This window comes from Bradyrhizobium sp. U87765 SZCCT0048, assembly GCF_018131225.1.
GTDB lineage: Bacteria > Pseudomonadota > Alphaproteobacteria > Rhizobiales > Xanthobacteraceae > Bradyrhizobium_A.
The window spans coordinates 426,276-444,204 of record NZ_JAFCMM010000001.1 but is presented as its reverse complement, the minus strand read 5'-3'; the positions used below and the strand labels follow the sequence as shown (position 1 = coordinate 444,204).

Annotated in this window: 17 protein-coding genes; 10 read left to right on the top strand and 7 right to left on the bottom strand. The window is 65.4% G+C overall.

Annotation, left to right across the window (positions count from 1 at the left end; all coding sequences use genetic code 11):
- Positions 1-4: 4 nt before the first annotated feature.
- Together JQ639_RS01875 and JQ639_RS01870 are read left to right on the top strand one after the other, a co-directional pair.
- Positions 5-454: a DNA polymerase III subunit chi gene (locus JQ639_RS01875; protein ID WP_211969729.1), complete on the top strand. Its 450-nt coding sequence runs from the start codon at positions 5-7 to the stop codon at positions 452-454.
- Between the two features lie 322 nt (positions 455-776).
- On the top strand, positions 777-1,265 hold the full coding sequence (locus JQ639_RS01870; RefSeq protein WP_249123581.1) for a hypothetical protein: 489 nt from the start codon (positions 777-779) through the stop codon (positions 1,263-1,265).
- Positions 1,266-1,281: 16 nt separating this feature from the next.
- Here the strand turns inward: JQ639_RS01870 and JQ639_RS01865 are convergent, their stop codons facing one another.
- The 3 genes from JQ639_RS01865 to JQ639_RS01855 all read right to left on the bottom strand — a co-directional run bounded on the left by JQ639_RS01865 (position 1,282) and on the right by JQ639_RS01855 (position 3,915).
- A complete protein-coding gene (locus tag JQ639_RS01865) occupies positions 1,282-3,156 on the bottom strand; it encodes an ABC-F family ATP-binding cassette domain-containing protein (protein ID WP_211969730.1) in 1,875 nt (624 codons plus the stop codon).
- Between the two features lie 78 nt (positions 3,157-3,234).
- The gene (locus tag JQ639_RS01860) at positions 3,235-3,420 is read right to left on the bottom strand and encodes a hypothetical protein (protein ID WP_211969731.1); all 186 of its coding nucleotides are present in this window, start codon (positions 3,418-3,420) and stop codon (positions 3,235-3,237) included.
- A gap of 237 nt (positions 3,421-3,657) precedes the next feature.
- Complete coding sequence (locus JQ639_RS01855) at positions 3,658-3,915, bottom strand: sulfur globule protein precursor (protein WP_211969732.1); 258 nt, start codon at positions 3,913-3,915, stop codon at positions 3,658-3,660.
- Between the two features lie 303 nt (positions 3,916-4,218).
- On the opposite strand from JQ639_RS01855, the gene ndk reads away from it, so the two are divergent.
- Complete coding sequence (ndk, locus tag JQ639_RS01850; RefSeq protein ID WP_211969733.1) at positions 4,219-4,641, top strand: nucleoside-diphosphate kinase; 423 nt, start codon at positions 4,219-4,221, stop codon at positions 4,639-4,641.
- A 112-nt stretch (positions 4,642-4,753) separates the two neighbouring features.
- A complete protein-coding gene (locus JQ639_RS01845) occupies positions 4,754-5,590 on the top strand; it encodes a YjbE family putative metal transport protein (protein WP_249123608.1) in 837 nt (278 codons plus the stop codon).
- Positions 5,591-5,621: 31 nt separating this feature from the next.
- Here JQ639_RS01845 and JQ639_RS01840 read toward each other — a convergent pair whose 3' ends face one another.
- Positions 5,622-6,605 (bottom strand): autotransporter outer membrane beta-barrel domain-containing protein, encoded by a 984-nt coding sequence (locus tag JQ639_RS01840; RefSeq protein WP_249123582.1) that lies wholly within the window; start codon positions 6,603-6,605, stop codon positions 5,622-5,624.
- Between the two features lie 558 nt (positions 6,606-7,163).
- Between JQ639_RS01840 and JQ639_RS01835 the strand changes: the two genes are divergently transcribed.
- Complete coding sequence (locus JQ639_RS01835) at positions 7,164-7,367, top strand: cold-shock protein (protein ID WP_211969736.1); 204 nt, start codon at positions 7,164-7,166, stop codon at positions 7,365-7,367.
- A 220-nt stretch (positions 7,368-7,587) separates the two neighbouring features.
- Here the strand turns inward: JQ639_RS01835 and purN are convergent, their stop codons facing one another.
- Positions 7,588-8,193 (bottom strand): phosphoribosylglycinamide formyltransferase, encoded by a 606-nt coding sequence (gene purN, locus JQ639_RS01830; RefSeq protein ID WP_211969737.1) that lies wholly within the window; start codon positions 8,191-8,193, stop codon positions 7,588-7,590.
- Between the two features lie 36 nt (positions 8,194-8,229).
- Positions 8,230-9,303 (bottom strand): phosphoribosylformylglycinamidine cyclo-ligase, encoded by a 1,074-nt coding sequence (gene purM / locus JQ639_RS01825; RefSeq protein ID WP_211969738.1) that lies wholly within the window; start codon positions 9,301-9,303, stop codon positions 8,230-8,232.
- Between the two features lie 183 nt (positions 9,304-9,486).
- Between purM and JQ639_RS01820 the strand changes: the two genes are divergently transcribed.
- The 4 genes from JQ639_RS01820 to ppx all read left to right on the top strand — a co-directional run bounded on the left by JQ639_RS01820 (position 9,487) and on the right by ppx (position 14,715).
- Positions 9,487-10,029: a CDP-alcohol phosphatidyltransferase family protein gene (locus JQ639_RS01820; RefSeq protein WP_349644682.1), complete on the top strand. Its 543-nt coding sequence runs from the start codon at positions 9,487-9,489 to the stop codon at positions 10,027-10,029.
- A 135-nt stretch (positions 10,030-10,164) separates the two neighbouring features.
- A complete protein-coding gene (locus JQ639_RS01815; RefSeq protein WP_211969739.1) occupies positions 10,165-10,863 on the top strand; it encodes a P-loop NTPase family protein in 699 nt (232 codons plus the stop codon).
- Between the two features lie 137 nt (positions 10,864-11,000).
- A complete protein-coding gene (locus JQ639_RS01810) occupies positions 11,001-13,202 on the top strand; it encodes an RNA degradosome polyphosphate kinase (protein ID WP_211969740.1) in 2,202 nt (733 codons plus the stop codon).
- Between the two features lie 4 nt (positions 13,203-13,206).
- The gene (gene ppx, locus JQ639_RS01805; protein WP_349644683.1) at positions 13,207-14,715 is read left to right on the top strand and encodes an exopolyphosphatase; all 1,509 of its coding nucleotides are present in this window, start codon (positions 13,207-13,209) and stop codon (positions 14,713-14,715) included.
- A gap of 63 nt (positions 14,716-14,778) precedes the next feature.
- On the opposite strand, the gene rnd is transcribed toward ppx, so the two are convergent.
- Entirely contained in the window at positions 14,779-15,936 is a 1,158-nt protein-coding gene (rnd, locus tag JQ639_RS01800; RefSeq protein WP_211969742.1) for a ribonuclease D, read from the bottom strand.
- 207 nt (positions 15,937-16,143) lie between these two features.
- Here rnd and aspS point away from each other — a divergent pair, with 207 nt between their 5' ends.
- Positions 16,144-17,916 (top strand): aspartate--tRNA ligase, encoded by a 1,773-nt coding sequence (gene aspS / locus JQ639_RS01795; RefSeq protein WP_211969743.1) that lies wholly within the window; start codon positions 16,144-16,146, stop codon positions 17,914-17,916.
- The last annotated feature ends 13 nt before the right edge of the window (positions 17,917-17,929 follow it).

The following is a 17,929-nucleotide window of genomic DNA, read 5'->3' as shown; positions in this document are numbered from 1 at the left end:
CGCGATGACCGAAGTGCTGTTTTATCACCTGCAGGACATGACGTTGGAAAACGTCCTGCCGCCGCTGCTCGAGAAGTCGCTCGCGCGCGGCTGGCGGGTGATGGTGCAGACGGCGTCGGAGGAGCGTGCGGACGCGCTCGACGCGCATCTTTGGACGTATCGCGACGACGCGTTCCTGCCGCATGGCACGTGGCGGGACAATGATGCTGCCGAGCAGCCGGTCATTCTGGTTGCCGCGGCTGCCAATCTCAATGGCGCCAACGTTCGCTTCCTCGTCGACAACGCAGCGCTGCCGGAGGATTCCGGCAGTTACGATCGCCTGGTGCTGATCTTCGATGGCAACGACGATGATGCCCTGGCGGCCGCGCGCAAGGCCTGGTCCGACAGCAAGGCCAGGGGGTTCGATGTCACCTACTGGCAGGCCGACGAGCGCGGGCGCTGGCAGAAGCGTTGACCGTCCTGGTGGCCGGCTGAATGATCCGAGAGCGCATGGCGGGTGGACCCGCCTGTCGCTGGGGGGTGTCAACATTAATATTGTTGATGAATTCTGGCCTGACTGCTTGCGGTCGGCCATGGTGGTGCCTCAAATCAATGATGGGAACGGCCGTCGATCGCTGATATCGGCCTGAAATTGGGTTGCGCAGGGCGAGGCTCTGCTTCAATGAGGGACGCGCCGTCCCGGGGGACAGCCGGCAGGCTGGCGGAGGGCGCAGTCTGAAGACTGACGTGGGAACAGACCGATCGTGAAATCACATCGTGCGTTGCGGAACGGAGTGTTGCTGCTGCTCGTCACGGCGCCCGTGCTTGGGGGCTGCGGCGCCAGCCTGTCCGACTATTCGCTGAAGGACCAGGAATGGTTTTCGCGGCCGGCCAGGATGTTCAACCGAGCGGTGTCGATCGAGACGCCGCCGCTCAGCCCGACCGCGCCGGTCGCTCAGGCTGACCTTATCAGCGCCGATGGCGCCTGTCCGGGCATGGCGCCGGCCGATGCCAATGCCCTGGCCGAGGGGCAGCCGGCCTCGACCGGGTCGGTGGCGCTGGGCCACACCGAGTGCGATGTCGCCCGTGCGATCGGCGCCCCTGACAATGTCAATCTGTCGGCCAACGAGCGCGGCGATCGCGTCGCGGTGCTGACCTACTCGCGTGGCCCGCGCGCCGGCATTTATCGTTTCACGGCCGGCCGCCTGACCGACGTTCAGGGGGTTGCGGCGCCCGAGCCGGCAGCCAGGCCGGGCAAGAAGGGCAGGAAGCGGGCGGCGACCTGACGGTCGCTGCGATGCTTCAGCCGGCGTTTTCGTAGGATGCGCTGAAATCCAGCCACGCCTCTTCGGCGCGTTCGAGCGCGGCCGCAGCATTGGCGCGCGCCTTGGCGAGCTGGGCGGCCTTGTCCGGCTCGCGGGTGAAAATGTCCGGCATGGCGAGGGCGGCGTCGATCTTGGCGATGATATCGCCGATCCGCGCCATCTCGGCTTCGGCCTCGGCGATTTTCTGTTTGAGCGGACGCTTGTCAGACGGCTTGCGCGGTGCATCGTCCGCCCGGGCCCGCTCGCGCTCCGGCGCGGCGCCGTCGCGTGCCGGTTCCTTGCCGCTGCGCGTCGACAGTACCGAACGCCGATAGTCGTCGAGGTCGCCGTCGTAGGGTGTCACCGCACGGTTCGCCACGACCCAAAGCTGGTCAGCGCAGGCCTCGATGAGGTAGCGGTCGTGCGACACCATGATGACAGCGCCAGGAAACTCGTTGATCGCTTCGGCGAGCGCCGCGCGGCTGTCGATGTCGAGATGGTTGGTCGGCTCGTCAAGAATGATCATGTTCGGGCCGAAGAACGTCGCGAGCCCAAGCAGCAGGCGGGCCTTCTCGCCACCGGACAGGCTGCCGACCTCGGTGTCGGCTGCCTTGGATGAGAAGCCAATGGCGCCAGTGCGGGCGCGCACCCTGGCTTCCGGAGCTTCCGGCATCAGCTTGCGGACGTGGCTGTAGGGTGTGCCGCTCTCGTCGAGTTCGTCGAGCTGGTGCTGGGCAAAATAGGCGATGGCCAGCTTGTCGGCGCGCACGATGTTGCCCGAGACGGGCTTGAGTTTGTTCGCCAGCAGCTTCACCAGGGTCGACTTGCCGTTGCCGTTCGAGCCGAGCAGGGCGATGCGGTCCTCGGTGTCGATGCGCAGCGTGACGCGTTGCAGCACCGGCTTGCCGGGTTCGTAGCCGAGCGTCACGTTGTCCGCGGCGATGATCGGCGGCGACAGGATCTTCTCCGGCGCGGGGAAGTTGATCTCGCGCACCTCATCGGTCACGAGCGCCGTGATCGGCTGCATTCGCTCCAGCATCTTGACGCGCGATTGCGCCTGGCGCGCCTTGGAGGCCTTGGCCTTGAAGCGGTCGACGAACGCCTGCAACCGCTTGCGTTCGGCCTCCTGGCGCTTGACCATCTTGGCGTCCTGCATCGCCCGCGCGGCGCGCTGCTGTTCGAACGAGGAGTAGGTGCCGCGGTAGAGCGTCAGCTTGCCCTGCTCGAGATGCAGGATCTGGTCGACGGAGGTCTCGAGCAGATCGCGGTCGTGGCTGATGATGATGACGGTGCGCGGGTAATGCGCGAGGTGATCCTCCAGCCACAGCGTGCCTTCGAGATCGAGGTAGTTGGTCGGCTCGTCGAGCAGCAGCAGATCGGGCTGGGCGAACAATGTCGATGCCAGCGCGACACGCATCCGCCAGCCGCCGGAAAACTCGGCGCACGGGCGGGCCTGGTCGGCGGTCGAAAATCCGAGGCCGCTGAGAATGGCTGCTGCACGCGCCGGGGCTGAGTGGGCGTCGATGTCGACGAGGCGGGTCTGGATCTCGGCGATGCGATGCGGATCTTCCGCCGTCTCGGATTCGGCCAGCAGCGCGTGGCGCTCCACATCGGCGCGCAGCACGACGTCGATCAGGCTGTCCGGACCGTTCGGCGCCTCTTGCGCGAGGCTGCCGATCTGCCAGCGCGGCGGCAGGGTGATCTTCCCGGACTCGGTCGCGAGTTCGCCCCGGATGGCCTTGAACAAGGTAGATTTGCCGGTGCCGTTACGCCCGACCAGCCCGACCCGCGCGCCCGGCGGGATCTGCACCGTGGCCTGGTCGATGAGCAGCCGTCCGGCGAGGCGGATCGAAATGTCGTTGATGGAGAGCATGCGGCGTTTTCACCGCTCGCCCGATGAAACGCAACCCGTTTTCGCATCCGGCGTTCCGCGCCGGAGCACGTTGTACGGTCAGCGGGAGGCGGGATCGGTGTCGGATTCGCTTCGTCGCATCTCGTCGAGCAGACCCTGCAGGCGCGGCGGGAGGGGGGTGGTCTCCGGCGCGAGCGCCGCACGCAGCCGTTCGCCGACGGCCCGGCCAACCGCGATAACGGTTCCGCGTTCCATCCGATTCAAGTCGTCGACCTGGCGCGCCATGATGGGCTCCTCAACCTGACGTGTCGGTGCGACAATGATCTTGCCGCAGGCTTGGTTTCGCCCGATGCGGGCATCACAGTCCCGACAGGTAAAGATTGAGTAAAATACGCCGGGTTCCGCGCCCAGGCGTACCGTGCTGCGCACCCGGACGACCAGGCGCAGGGAGCCCGCCGCAAAAAAAGCCCGGCCGTGATCACGGCCGGGCTCAAGTCGTCGGGAGGAAATCGAACGTCCTGATCAGTAGCAGCGGTTCACCACCCGCCAGCGGGGGCCCCACGGGGTCGGAACCAGCCGGCGCACATAGCAGCCGTCATACCCGCCATAGTAGTACGGGCCGCCGGCATAGAAGCGTGGGCCGCCCCAGCCGCCATGCCACCCGCCGTGCCAGCCACCATGCCAGCCATGGCCACCCCAGGCGGAGGCGGACGTGGGAGCCAGAGCGGCGACGCCAAGAGAGAGTGCCGCCACGAGAGCGAAGCCAAACTTGCGAAACATGATCGTCTCCTGTCGTTCGGGTTGCCGGCCGGGCCGGCTGGGTCAGAAGTGAGCCCCGTCACAATTTCGTCGCCGTGGTCGTTGGCGAGGTTCATGGCCAGAAGGCTATTCTGTCGCAGCTGAACGGCAGTGCGCCGGTGGGTTCAGATGCGGTTCAGTTTGATGAAATCGCGGTAACAAAGGCTGCCGCGAACGGGGCATGTCGTCTCCGGGGCGGTGTTTCGATGACCGGAACCGGCTTGCCGGGATGCAGGCGCGCCGTTATAAGCGCCGGAATTTCCCAACAGCCGACCAGGAGTCATCATGGCGATTGAACGCACCTTCTCGATTATCAAGCCCGACGCGACTGCCCGCAACATCACCGGTGCGGTCAACGCGCTGATCGAGCAGGCCGGTCTTCGTATCGTCGCCCAGAAGCGGATCCAGATGACCCGCGGCCAGGCCGAGACGTTCTATGCCGTGCACAGCGCGCGCCCGTTCTTCGGCGAGCTCGTCGACTTCATGGTGTCGGGCCCGGTGGTGGTGCAGGTGCTGGAAGGCGAGGGCGCAATCGCCAAGTACCGCGACGTGATGGGCGCGACCGATCCGTCGAAGGCGGCTGAGGGCACCATCCGCAAGGTGCACGCCAAGTCGATCGGCGAGAACACCGTGCATGGTTCGGACGCGGCCGAGACCGCAGCGATCGAGATCGCCCAGTTCTTCTCCGGCAACGAAATCGTCGGCTGATCCTGCCTGTACAATCATGACGGTGGCCGTGCCTGCGGGCCGGCCATCGCCGACTTTCGACCGTCGCTGATCGCTTGCGGGTCGCTCTGGGGGGAGCTTTGCGGTGGACTGGTTGACGCATGCGCTGGCTGGACTGTCCGATGGCAGCTGGACGGCCGAGATCGGGCGGCCGGAATTCTGGGTCGCCCTGACCAAGATCATCTGGATCAACGTTCTGCTGTCCGGCGACAACGCGCTCGTCATCGCGCTGGCGTGCCGCGGCCTCGATCCGCGCCAGCGGTTCTGGGGCATGGTGCTCGGCGCCGGCGTCGCCGTATTCCTGCGCATCATTTTCACGGGTATCGTCGCGACATTGATGTCGCTGCCCTACCTCAAGCTGATCGGTGGTCTCGCGCTGGTGGTGATCGCCGCCAAGCTGCTGGTGCCCGAAGACGACGATGAAGAGGTCAAGTCCGCGGCCAACCTCTGGGCGGCGGTGCAGATCGTCGCGGTCGCCGACATCATCATGAGCCTCGACAACGTCATCGCCGTCGCAGCGGCTGCCAATGGCAGCGTGCTGCTGCTGATCCTCGGCCTCGTGATCAGCATTCCGATGATTGTGGCCGGTGCGGCGCTGATCATGGCGCTGCTCGACCGCCTGCCGGTGCTGGTGTGGCTGGGCGCGGCCTTGCTTGGTTGGATCGCCGGCGACGTCATCGCGACCGATGCTGCGGTTCATCCGATCCTGCATGGTCTGCTCGACGGCCAGATCGCCCTCAACATCGATGCGGTGTCGGCGGTTTTCGGCGCGAGCAAGAAGGCGATGTTCAGCGAGCCGCTCGGCGAATTCGTGCTGGCACTGCTCGGGGCTGTGATCGTGCTCGTCTGGGGTGGGCTGTGGCGACGCCGCAAGCTGCGCACCCAGGCCGAGCATGCGACAGCCTCCGTCAGCTCGGGTGATGCCGTCTAGTCGCGTGCAGGGCGCACCCTGATCATGGGGCTCACCACTTTACTTCGAGCCCGATCGTGCCCTGGTGCGAAGTGAAGTTTCCACGGAACTTGCCGTCGTAATTGGCATACAGCCGTAGGGCGTTGTTCAGTCCGTAGGACACGCCGGCGCCGGCGTCGGCGCCGTAGGTGCTCTCGCGGATGCCCTGGACGGTGATGGTCTGGCCGTTGGCGCTGACATTGATCGGGCTCAGGTTCTGCGCGACGTTGTCGACGAACTTGCCGTAGCCGGACACGTCGAGCACCTTGCTGTCGATGATCCAGTAGTGACCGACCTCGGCGCCGAGCAGCACGCGTGTGCGCTCGCCGCTCGCCTGTGCGGCCGCGACCGGGTCGAAGCCCCCGGTTTCCTGAAAGCCGTCGGTCCGCGCCCGGACGTACTCGACTGCGAGCTTGGGCACGACGCGGCTCTGTCCAAGCGCCCAATAGTAACTCAGCTCGCCGAGCAGGCCGTCGAGTTCGCCGTGGTAGTTCGACATTGCAATGCCGGCAATCGTTCCCCGCTGCGAACTGATGTCGCCCCAGCCATGGACCACCGCGCCTGCGAGCGTCCAGTTGCCGAGCGAGTAGGAGGCGTTGAAGCCGAGCTGGGTCAGGCCGAGCTTGGCGCTCTGCAGCGCTTCCGGCATGTCGATCCTGGTTTCGCTGCGATCGACCGACATGCCGACATTGAGGCCGGGGAGGACCGTCGCGCTGATCCCGGCGACGCCGCCATAGGTGCGGCGATGGTCGCCGGTGAACGTGCCCTGCGGATCGGTACGGGCGGAGATACCGTAGAATTCAGCCCAACTGCGGAAGGTCTGCGGCGTGGTGTCTTCGGACGCGCCGCCGCCGCCGGGATTGCGGTTCAGCGCGGCGTTGGTGCCCCAGGTCGACTGGTTGCCAAGCCGGCGGAGGAAGTTGGTGCCGAGATCGAACAGGGCCTGGTGAGACGCGAACTGTGTTTCGATATCGGTGCTGTTGGGGCCTGGTGGCAAAGCGGGCGTCGGCGGCACCACGGGCGGTGACGAAGGTGGCGCCGGCGGTGGCGATGTCGGCGGCCCGCTGCAAAGGCATGCGGCGTCAGCGGTTGCTGCGCCGGCCATGATGCCTATCGCCGACGCACCGAGCGTGCGCACGGCCGATCGACGCATCCGAGCCAGACGCCAGGAAGACAATCTCTTCATCTGCAATCGATCCAACCGGCACAATGCCGCTGCGCAATGGGGCGATTTGGGCTGAATTACCGTCGATGGTCAACGCTTCCGCATCGCACAAGGACGCGGATTACCGTCGCTGTTGTTGCGCTGCCACACAGGAATGTCCTGCATTTAAGCAGGATTCCGACGCGTGCAGGCAACACGATGCGCAACCGCGGGTCTTGCTAACGCAGGATTTTCATGTTGGGATTGTTGAGCAATCGGAGTTCGGCCGTTCGACCGTGTGTTTCGTGGTTCTCTCGAAATTCGCTGAACAAAAAAACTGAGCCCGTTTGTCGTGGCGTGACGCGCAACAGCGTCGCGTCGCTTTTTTGTGTCTAGGAGCAGGAGACAGACGTGGCAAAGGGAACCGTTAAATGGTTCAACCCCACCAAGGGGTATGGCTTCATCAAGCCTTCCGTAGGTGACAAGGATGTGTTCGTGCACATCTCCGCGGTTGAGCGGGCAGGGCTGAGCACACTCAACGAAAACCAGGTCGTTGAGTACGACCTGGTGGAAAGCCGTGGTCGCGCGTCGGCTGAGAACCTCAAGGTCGGCTAATTCCGCAACATGCGCCGAGATCCCCGGCAAGCTTTTTTCCGGGGTCTTTTTTTTGTTCAGGATGATGTGCGCAGCGCCTGTGGGTCGTGCCGATGCACGGCCTTCGCCGCCCGATCAATCGGGCGATGCGCCGATGCCGCGAGCGCTGCGGCTTGCGGTCAAGGCCTGTGAGACAAGCTTCTCGTCGGGCCTCAGGTCAGGATTGAGCTTCGGGCGTCGATCACGCCAGCGCCGGAAGGCTGCCGCTCGCCAGTGATCTCAGCACTTCGACAAAGAACTGCGGTTCGGCAGCCATGACGCGCTGTTGCAGGTCGTCCACCGTATCGGTCGGCAGGACGGGGACTTCGCGCCGGGCGATGATTGCGCCGTGGTCGTACTCTTCGTCGACCAGATGGATGGTGGCGCCGCTGATCTGCTCGCCGGCGGCGAGCACGGCTTCATGGACGCGGCGGCCGTACATGCCCTGACCGCCGAACTTCGGCAGGAGGGCCGGGTGGATGTTGAGAATGCGACCACGATAGCGGGCAAGGGTCGCCGGTCCGAGCTTGCGCAGGTAGCCGGACATCACCACCCAAGTGACGCCGCCGTCTTCGAACGCGCGGCTGATCGCCTGATCGGCAGCCTGTTCGCTGCCTTCGGTCCGCGCGCTGATGTGGCGAACGGCAATGCCGTGGTCTCGGGCGAACTGCAATGCTGGCGCGTCGCCGTTGTTGCCGACGACGAGGCGCGCCCGCGCATCGAGGCTGCCGTCCGCGATCGCGCCGACGATCGCACGCATGCTGCTGCCGCCGTGGGAGGCGAGGAAGCCGAGATCGAGTGTGCTCATGATCGGATCCGGAGGCGGCGGCGCGGTGCTGTCGCGCTACAGGGCGAGATCGAGATGGCCGTCATAGACGACGCGTTCGTCGCCATGCGCCGCGATCACCTCGCCGAGCAAGGCGACGCTTTCGCCATGCCGTTCGAGGATTTCAGCGACCTCCGTCACGGCGTCGGCCTTGACGATCGCGATCATGCCGATGCCGCAATTGAACGTCCGCAGCAATTCGAGTTCGGCGATGTTGCCCTGCTGAGCCAGCCACTTGAACACCGGCAGCACACGCAGCGCCGCGAGGTCGATCCGCACGCCGAGATGCTGGGGCAGGACGCGCGGGATGTTGTCGGTGAAGCCGCCGCCGGTGATGTGGGCGAGACCCTTGACCGCGCCGGTGCTGCGGATCGCGTCCAGGCACGACTTCACATAGAGCCGGGTGGGGGCCAGCAGCGCGCCGCCGAGAGTCAGGGCGGGCGCAAACGGGGCGGGGGACTGGAAGCTCAGGCCGGACAGTTCCACGATCTTGCGGACGAGCGAGAAGCCGTTGGAGTGCACGCCGGAGGAGGCAAGGCCAATGACGACGTCACCCGCACCGATGTCCGGACGGGGGAGCAGCGTGCCGCGCTCGGCGGCGCCGACGGCAAAGCCGGCAAGATCGTAGTCGCCGTCCTTGTAGAGCCCTGGCATTTCGGCGGTCTCGCCGCCGATCAGGGCGCAGCCAGAATCCCGGCAGCCCTGCGCCACGCCCGAGATGATCGCGGCGGTGGCGTCCGGATCGAGTTTGCCGCAGGCGAAATAATCGAGGAAAAACAACGGCTCAGCGCCCTGAACGACGAGGTCGTTGACGCTCATTGCGACAAGGTCGATGCCGATGCCGCTGTGCAGGCCGGTGTCGATAGCGATCTTGACCTTGGTGCCGACACCATCGGTTGCGGCGACCAGCACCGGATCCTTGAAGCCGGCCGCCTTGAGGTCGAACAGGCCGCCGAAGCCGCCGATTTCCGCCTCGGCCCCGGCACGGGCGGTCGCCCGGACCAGCGGCTTGATCATGTCGACGAGCCGGTTCCCGGCATCGATGTCGACGCCGGCGTCCGCGTAAGTGAGGTTGCTCTTCTGTTCGCTCATGCTTTGGGGGCCCGATTGCCGCACGGCTGGCACGCCGCGATGTCATGTTCCGCGGTGGTTACGTAAGATTTGGTCCTGGCGCAATGCTTGCCCGTAACCCAGCGAATTTCCAGTGTTGACAACGGATCGGCTGGAACCGATCAAGATGGCAATGCCCGCAATTCAGGCGCTCCAGGATCTCGCGTGCTTCCAAACATCATTACTTTGGGCCGGATCCTGCTGGTGCCGGTCATCGTCTGGGCGATCGCGTCCAACCAGATGACGATTGCCTTTGCGCTGTTCGTGTGCGCCGGGCTCAGCGACGCAGTCGATGGCTTTCTCGCCAAGCGCTTCAACATGGCCAGCGAGATCGGCGCGCTGCTCGATCCGCTGGCCGACAAGGCGCTGCTGGTGTCGATCTATGTGGCGCTCGGGGTCTGGGGCGCGATCCCGCGCTGGATCGTCATCCTGGTGGTGTCGCGCGACATCATGATTGTCGGCGCCGTGATCGTGTCGTGGCTGCTCGGCAAGCCGGTCGAAATGCGGCCGCTGATGGTGTCCAAGCTCAACACCGTGGCGCAGGTCGCTTTTGCGGCGCTGGTGCTGGCGGCGCTGGGATTTGAGTTCAATCCGTCGCCGTTCGATATCATCCTGATGGGCCTCGTCACGATCTTGACGCTGCTTTCGGTGTCCTTCTATCTCGTGGACTGGGTGCGTCACATGAGCGAGATCGAGTCCTCCCGCTGAGCCGGGTTTGAAGGTCTCGTCCGGCGCCCGGGATCCGGTTCTGGCGGTTCAGCAAATCTTCCGTGACCACGGCCGCCGGCGTGATCCGGAAGCCGTGCGTTCGGTTCTGGAGAGTTCTGCAAGGAGTGATGTTGCGTGGCAGGCCCTACCGATCGACCCCGTCAGCTGGCGTTCGCCCTGCCACACCGGGAGAGCCTGACGCGTGACAACTTCCTCGAAGGGCCGAGCAACGAGCTGGCGCTCGCGCTCGTCGACAGCTGGCCCGACTGGCCCAACCGGACCATGCTGCTGGCGGGGCCGGAGGGAACCGGCAAGAGCCACCTCGCGGCGATCTGGGCCGAGCGGTCCGGCGCCAGGGTCGTGGCCGCGGGGACGCTGAGCGAGGCCGCCGTGCCGGCGACGCTGAGCACCGGGGCGGTCGTGGTCGAGGATCTCGCGCCCGAGGCCATGGACGAGCGCGCCATGTTCCACCTCATGAACATGGCGCGGGAGCATGGCGCTTTCGTTTTGCTGACCGCGCGGGCCGCGCCAGCCACCTTTGCCGTCGGGTTGCGGGACCTTAATTCGCGGCTGCGCGCGGTTCCGGTGATTGCGATCACGCCACCGGACGACCAGCTGTTCCGCGCGCTGATCGTCAAGTTCTGTACGGACCGTCAGATGACCGTCGACGAAACGGTGGTGGGGTACCTTGCGACACGGATCGAGCGCTCGGTCGGCGCGGCGCTGGAGACGGTTGCCTTGCTGGACGCGGAATCGCTGCGCCTGCGCCGGCCGGTGACGCGGGCGCTGGCCGCCGAGATCCTGCGCGACGATATCGCGCCGCGTCCGGAGTGAACCGGATCCCGAACCAGGGCCGTTGTGCTTGACGGCGAAGGGCCATGGTTCATCATGTCATTGAAACGTCATGTGGTTCGCCCATGCTCCGCCGCAAACGGGCCCGGCTGCCAGCTCCCACGATCGGCTGATTTCTCATGGATTCTGAACAAGCTATTGATTTAAATGAAAAATCAGAAGTCGAGGTGAGCCGCCCGGCGATCGCATCGAGTCCCGAAAGATTCATCAACCGCGAGCTGTCCTGGCTGCATTTCAATCGCCGCGTGCTCGAGGAGGCCGTCAACCCGGCGCACCCGGTGCTGGAGCGGGTTCGCTTCCTGTCGATTTCGGCCAACAACCTCGACGAATTCTTCATGGTCCGGGTCGCCGGCATCAAGGCGCAGATCCGTGAAGGTATCGCCGAGCGGAGCCCCGACGGCCTCACGCCGTCCGAGCAGCTCGCGCGGGTCAATGAGACCGTCTCCAAGCTCGCCTCCGACCAGCAGGCGATCTGGCGCGACCTGCGCGTCATCCTCGGGGGGGCCGGCATTCAGCTGATCGACGGCAAGGATGTCACCAAGTCCGAGCGCAACTGGATCGAGGACCACTTCCTCCACAACATCTTCCCGCTGCTGACGCCGCTGGCGATCGATCCGGCGCATCCGTTTCCGTTCATCCCGAGCCTGGGCTTCTCGATCGCGCTGCATCTGGCGCGCAGCTCCGACGGCAAGGTGATGAACGCGCTGATCCGCATGCCCGGCAAGATCGATCGCTTCATTCGTCTGCCTGGCGGCAAGGATGGCTCGATCCGCCTGATGTCGCTGGAGCAGGCGACCAGTCTGTTCATCGGCCGCCTCTTCCCCGGCTACACCGTGAAGGGGCAGGGCGCATTCCGTGTCATCCGCGACTCCGAGATCGAAATCGAGGAAGAGGCGGAAGATCTCGTGCGCGTGTTCGAGACCGCGCTCAAGCGCCGCCGCCGCGGATCGGTGATCCGGCTCGAGATCGAGGCATCGATGCCGGAGGAGCTGCGCGGCTTCGTGCAGCATGCGCTGGCGACCGCCGACGACGAGGTGTTCCTGGTCGACGGCGCGCTGGCGATGAACGAGCTGTCGCAACTGACGCGGCTGGATCGTCCGGACCTCGAATTCCCGCCCTACGTGCCGCGTCACCCGGAGCGGGTGCGCGATCATGGTGGCGACATCTTCGCCGCGATCCGCCAGAAGGATCTCGTCGTCCATCATCCCTATGAGTCGTTCGACGTCGTCGTCCAGTTCCTGCAGCAGGCGGCGCGCGATCCCGACGTGGTCGCGATCAAGCAGACGCTCTATCGCACCTCCAGCAACTCGCCGATCGTCAAGACGCTGGTCGAAGCGGCGGAGGCCGGAAAGTCAGTGACGGCGCTGATCGAACTCAAGGCGCGTTTCGACGAGGAGGCCAACATCCGATGGGCGCGCGATCTCGAGCGCGCCGGCGTCCAGGTGGTCTACGGCTTCATCGAACTCAAGACCCATGCCAAGCTGTCGCTGGTGGTGCGGCGCGAGGGCGGCAGCCTGACCAGCTATGTCCATGTCGGCACCGGCAACTATCACCCGGTCACCGCGCGCATCTATACCGACCTGTCGTATTTCACGTCCGATCCGGTGATCGCGCGCGATGGTGCGCGCGTATTCAATTACATCACCGGCTATGCCGAGCCGATCGACATCGAGAAGATGGCGGTGTCGCCGCTGACGCTGCGCAAGCGAATCCTGCAGCACATCGCCGACGAGATCAGCCACGCGCGTCACGGCAAGCCCGCCGCGATCTGGATGAAGATGAACTCGCTGGTCGATCCCGACATCATCGACGCGCTGTATGAGGCGTCCCAGGCGGGCGTATCGATCGATCTCGTCGTGCGCGGCATCTGCTGCCTGAGGCCCGGAGTTCCCGGCCTGTCGGAGAACATCCGCGTCAAGTCGATCATCGGCCGCTTCCTGGAACACGGCCGCATCTACTGTTTCGGCATGGGGTACGGACTGCCGTCGCCCAAAGCAGTTGTGTATATCTCGTCAGCCGACATGATGCCGCGCAATCTCGACCGTCGCGTCGAAGTGCTGTGTCCGCTGCAGAATCCGACGGTGCATCAACAGGTTCTCGAACAGATCATGGTAGCGAACCTCAAGGACAACCAGCAGAGCTGGCAGTTGTTGCCCGATGGATCGTCAACGCGTATGAAGGCCGCGAAAGGCGAGGAGTCTTTCAACGTCCACAACTACTTCATGACGAATCCGAGTCTGTCAGGCCGTGGAAAGTCGCTCAAAGAATCTTCGCCACGCCGCCTCACGCGCCGCCCGGACCGTCAATCACAGTCGTCGTAGCCGGGTGTCGGGTTCCCGCGCGCGCAAGATCGCGCAGAGCGTCGCTGTCATCGACATCGGCTCGAACTCCGTTCGGCTCGTCGTCTACGAGGACATGACGCGCAATCTCGCGCCGGTCTTCAACGAAAAGACGTTGTGCGGCCTTGGTCGGGAGGTGCAGACCACGGGACTGCTCGCGGCCGATGCCGTGCAGAAGGCGCTGTCGTCGCTGCGCCGTTTCCGCGCGCTGTGCCGCGTGATGAAGGTCGGTCGGGTCCACGCGATCGCCACTGCGGCATGCCGCGACGCCACTAACGGCCCGGAATTCATCGCGGAAGCCGAGCGCATCTGTGGTGCGCGGATCGAAATCCTGTCGGGACCGCGCGAGGCGCGGTTGTCCGCGCTCGGCGTGATCTCGGGCGTGTATCGACCTGACGGAATCGTTGGCGATCTCGGTGGTGGTTCGCTGGAATTGATCGACGTGCGCGGCAGTCGTGTCGGCAGTGGTCAGACGCTGCCGCTTGGAGGTCTTGCGCTGCAGGACATCTCTCAGAAGTCGCTGAAGCGCGCGGAGCGGATCGTCAAGGCCGAACTGTCCGGTATCGCCCAGCTGACGTCCGGCCACGGCCGGACCTTCTATGCCGTCGGCGGCACCTGGCGTGCGCTGGCTCGCATCCATATCATCCAGAGCGGCTATCCCCTTCGCGTCATGCACGGCTACACCATTCCCGCGACCGAGGCGCTCGCCTTCGTGCGGCGCCTGCGGCGTCTTGCGGCCGCTGGTACGCTCGCCGACATCGAGACGGTCGCCGATGCGCGGCGCCCGCTGCTGACCTACGCCGCGCTCGTGCTCGAATACATCCTGCGCATTGCCAGGCCCAAGGCGATCGTGTTCTCGACCTATGGCGTGCGTGAGGGCTTGCTCTACGAGAAGCTGCCCGGCGACGAGCGCAGCCAGGACGGTCTCGTTGCCGCGGCGCGGACCCTCAATCTGCTGAGGTCACGCTCGCCCCGTCATGCCGACGATCTGATCGCCTGGAGCGACCGGTTGATCCGCGTCGCCAAGGTCAGGGAGACCGAGGAGGAGCGGCGGTTGCGTCACGTCGGCTGCCTGCTGTCGGACATCGGCTGGCGGGCGCACCCCGACCATCGCGGTGAGCAGAGCATGGACCAGGTGATCAATGGTCACTTCGGGGCGATCAGTCATCAGGACCGCGCTTTCCTCGCGCTCGCGATCTACTATCGCTACGCCGGACTGAACGAAGAGAATGAGGCGCCAGAGAGCGTGCGGGCGCTGGTGACAGCCCACATGCTCGAACGTGCGCGACTGCTGGCGGCGATCTTCCGGGTCGGGCACCTGATTTCGGCGGCGCAGCCGGGCGTGCTGCCAGCCACACGTTTCCGGACGGTGGGCCGCAAGCTGCAGCTCGTGCTTGATCATCGCATTGCTGATCTCGCCGCCGACCGCGTCAGCAATCGCTTCAAGCAACTGGCGCGGCTGCTTGGCCGTTCCGGAGCCATCATCAAGCGCTGATCGTCGCAGCCGCAAGGCGACGAGACGCGTGGGCGTCTGGTTGTGGATCGCGCGCTTTTGCGGTCAGCGCGCGCCGTCGCGCTGGATCTGCACCACGCGGCCGCGGTCGATCGCCAGTGACAGGCGGCCGTGCTTGAGGTCGAGCGCGGCCTCGCCGAACAGTTCCCGCCGCCAGCCGTGCAGGGCCGCGACGTCGGCCTTGTCGTCGCCGGCGATCTGCTCGAGATCGTCCACGGTCGCGAGCACCTTGGAAGCGACCCCATGGCGTTCCGAGGTCATGCGCAGCAGCACCTTGAGCAGTTCGACGATCGCCGAGGTGTTGGCGTTGCTGCGCGGCTTCTCCAGCTTCGGCAGGCTGTGCGGGTCGCGGGCGAGGCCGCGCTGCACGGCCGCGAGGATGTCCTGCCCCCACTTGGAGCGCTCGAAGCCCTTCGGCAGCGAGCGCAGGTTAGCGAGGCGCTCGATGGTGGTCGGGGCATGGGTGGCGATGTCGCCGATGGCATCGTCCTTGAGCACGCGCGAGCGCGGCACGTCGCGATCCTGGGCCTCCTGCTCGCGCCAGGCCGCCACTTCCATCAGCACTGCGAGTTCCTTGGGCTTGCGCACACGCGTCTTGAGGCGCTCCCACGCCCGCTCGGGGTGGAAGTCGTAGGTCTTGGGCGAGGTCAGGATTTCCATCTCCTCGCTGACCCAGTCGCTGCGGCCGCGCTTCTTGAGGTCGGCGTCGAGCGCCGCAAACACCTCGCGCAGGTGGGTGACGTCGGAAATGGCGTAGTGGAGCTGATCCTCGGTCAGCGGCCGGCGCGACCAGTCGGTGAAGCGATGGGTCTTGTCCGGGCGGTGGCCGGTGATGCGCTCGACCAGTGCGTCGTAGGCGATGCTGTCGCCATAGCCCAGCACCATGGCGGCGACCTGGGTATCGAACACCGGATGGGGAACGATGCCGGCGCGATGCCAGACGATTTCGATGTCCTGGCGGGCGGCGTGGAAGACCTTCAGCACCTGCTCGTTGCCCATCAGGGCGAAGAACGAGGCGAGGTCGATCCCCTCGGCGAGGGTATCGATGACAACGGCCTCCGCCGGGCTCGCCATCTGGATGACGCAGAGCAGGGGATAGTATGTCGTCTCCCGGAGAAACTCGGTGTCGACGGTGATGACGGGGTGCTCGGCGAGGCGGGCGCAGGCTGCGTCCAGGTCGGCGGTCGTGGTAATCAGCTTCATGAACACGCTGCATAACCGTTCTTGGACGGCTTGTCGCCCCGATTTCTTCAGATGACAGTGTTGTTTTTTCGAGCCTTTTCGCGTTTGCGAGACAACATTGGGGGCCAAAACCGGCCCTCCTTGGTTGCCCGGCGGGGCGGGCTCGGGTAAACCCGGTCGCTCAAAATAAGGCAGATTCCTCAAGCTCGACGTGTTTTCAGGATGTCCATGCACCGCTATCGTTCCCACACCTGCGGCGCGCTCCGCGCCAGCCACATCGACGAGACCGTGCGCCTGTCGGGTTGGTGCCATCGCATCCGCGATCATGGCGGCGTCCTGTTCATCGACCTGCGCGACCATTACGGCCTGACCCAGTGTGTCGCCGACCCCGATTCGCCGGCGTTCAAGGACGCCGAGAAACTGCGGTCGGAGTGGGTGGTCCGGATCGACGGCCGGGTCCGCCGCCGCCCGGGTGGAACAGAGAACCCTGAACTCGCCACCGGCGATGTCGAGATCTTCGTGACCGAGATCGAGGTGCTGGGCCCGGCGGGCGAATTGCCGCTCCCGGTGTTCGGCGATCAGGACTATCCCGAGGACATCCGCCTCAAGTATCGCTTCCTGGACCTGCGCCGTGAGCGGCTGCATCAGAACATCATGACCCGCGGCGCCATCATCGACTCGATGCGCCGGCGGATGAAGGACTCCGGCTTCTTCGAATTCCAGACGCCGATCCTGACCGCGTCGTCGCCGGAAGGCGCGCGCGACTTCCTGGTGCCGAGCCGCATCCACCCCGGCAAGTTCTACGCGCTCCCGCAGGCGCCGCAGCAGTACAAGCAACTGCTGATGATGTCGGGCTTCGACCGCTACTTCCAGATCGCGCCGTGCTTCCGCGACGAGGACCCCCGCGCCGACCGGCTGCCGGGCGAGTTCTACCAGCTCGACCTCGAAATGAGCTTCGTGACCCAGGACGACGTGTTCGCGACCATGGAGCCTGTGATCACAGGCGTGTTCGAGGAATTCGCCAAGGGCAAGCCGGTCAGCAAGAACTGGCCGCGCATCCCGTTCGCCGAGGCGCTGCGCAAGTACGGCTCGGACAAGCCGGACCTGCGCAACCCGCTGGTGATGCAGGATGTCTCGGAGCATTTCCGCGGCTCCGGCTTCAAGGTGTTCGCGCGCATGCTCGAGGACGCCAAGAACCAGGTCTGGGCGATCCCCGGGCCGGGCGGTGGCTCGCGCGCGTTCTGCGACCGCATGAATTCCTGGGCGCAGGGCGAGGGCCAGCCGGGCCTCGGCTACATCATGTGGCGTGAGGGCGGCGAGGGCGCCGGTCCGCTCGCCAACAACATCGGTCCGGAGCGAACGGCGGCGATCCGCGAGGCGCTCGGCCTGAAGGACGGTGATGCGGCGTTCTTCGTCGCCGGCGATCCCCAGAAGTTCTGGAAGTTCGCGGGCCTGGCCCGCATGAAAGTCGGCGAGGAGCTCAACCTCATCGACAAGGAGCGTTTCGAGCTCGCCTGGATCGTCGACTTCCCGATGTACGAGTACAACGAGGACGAAAAGATCGTCGAGTTTGCCCACAACCCGTTCTCGATGCCGCAGGGCGGGCTGGAGGCGCTGGAGACCCAGGATCCGCTCACCATCAAGGCGTTCCAGTACGACATCGCCTGCAACGGCTATGAGATCGCGTCCGGTGGTATCCGCAACCATCGCCCCGAGGCGATGGTCAAGGCGTTCGGCATCGCCGGCCATGGCGAGGAGGAAGTGATCGCGCGCTTCGGCGGCATGTATCGCGCCTTCCAGTACGGCGCGCCGCCCCATGGCGGCATGGCGGCGGGCGTCGATCGCATTGTCATGCTGCTGTGCGGCACGAACAACCTGCGCGAGATCTCGCTCTTCCCGATGAATCAGCGCGCTGAAGATCTGTTGATGGGCGCGCCCTCGGAGGTCACACCGAAGCAGTTGCGTGAGCTGCATATTCGGCTCAATCTGCCCCAGGACTGACGTCCGCCACACG

What these genes read in the sequence shown, in the direction of transcription:
- JQ639_RS01875 (WP_211969729.1), top strand. Translation starts at nt 5, where the DNA reads ATGACCGAAGTGCTGTTTTATCACCTGCAGGACATGACGTTGGAAAAC.
- JQ639_RS01865 (WP_211969730.1), bottom strand. Translation starts at nt 3,156, where the DNA reads ATGCTCTCCATCAACGACATTTCGATCCGCCTCGCCGGACGGCTGCTC.
- JQ639_RS01860 (WP_211969731.1), bottom strand. Translation starts at nt 3,420, where the DNA reads ATGGCGCGCCAGGTCGACGACTTGAATCGGATGGAACGCGGAACCGTT.
- JQ639_RS01855 (WP_211969732.1), bottom strand. Translation starts at nt 3,915, where the DNA reads ATGTTTCGCAAGTTTGGCTTCGCTCTCGTGGCGGCACTCTCTCTTGGC.
- ndk (WP_211969733.1), top strand. Translation starts at nt 4,219, where the DNA reads ATGGCGATTGAACGCACCTTCTCGATTATCAAGCCCGACGCGACTGCC.
- purN (WP_211969737.1), bottom strand. Translation starts at nt 8,193, where the DNA reads ATGAGCACACTCGATCTCGGCTTCCTCGCCTCCCACGGCGGCAGCAGC.
- purM (WP_211969738.1), bottom strand. Translation starts at nt 9,303, where the DNA reads ATGAGCGAACAGAAGAGCAACCTCACTTACGCGGACGCCGGCGTCGAC.
- JQ639_RS01810 (WP_211969740.1), top strand. Translation starts at nt 11,001, where the DNA reads ATGGATTCTGAACAAGCTATTGATTTAAATGAAAAATCAGAAGTCGAG.
- rnd (WP_211969742.1), bottom strand. Translation starts at nt 15,936, where the DNA reads ATGAAGCTGATTACCACGACCGCCGACCTGGACGCAGCCTGCGCCCGC.
- aspS (WP_211969743.1), top strand. Translation starts at nt 16,144, where the DNA reads ATGCACCGCTATCGTTCCCACACCTGCGGCGCGCTCCGCGCCAGCCAC.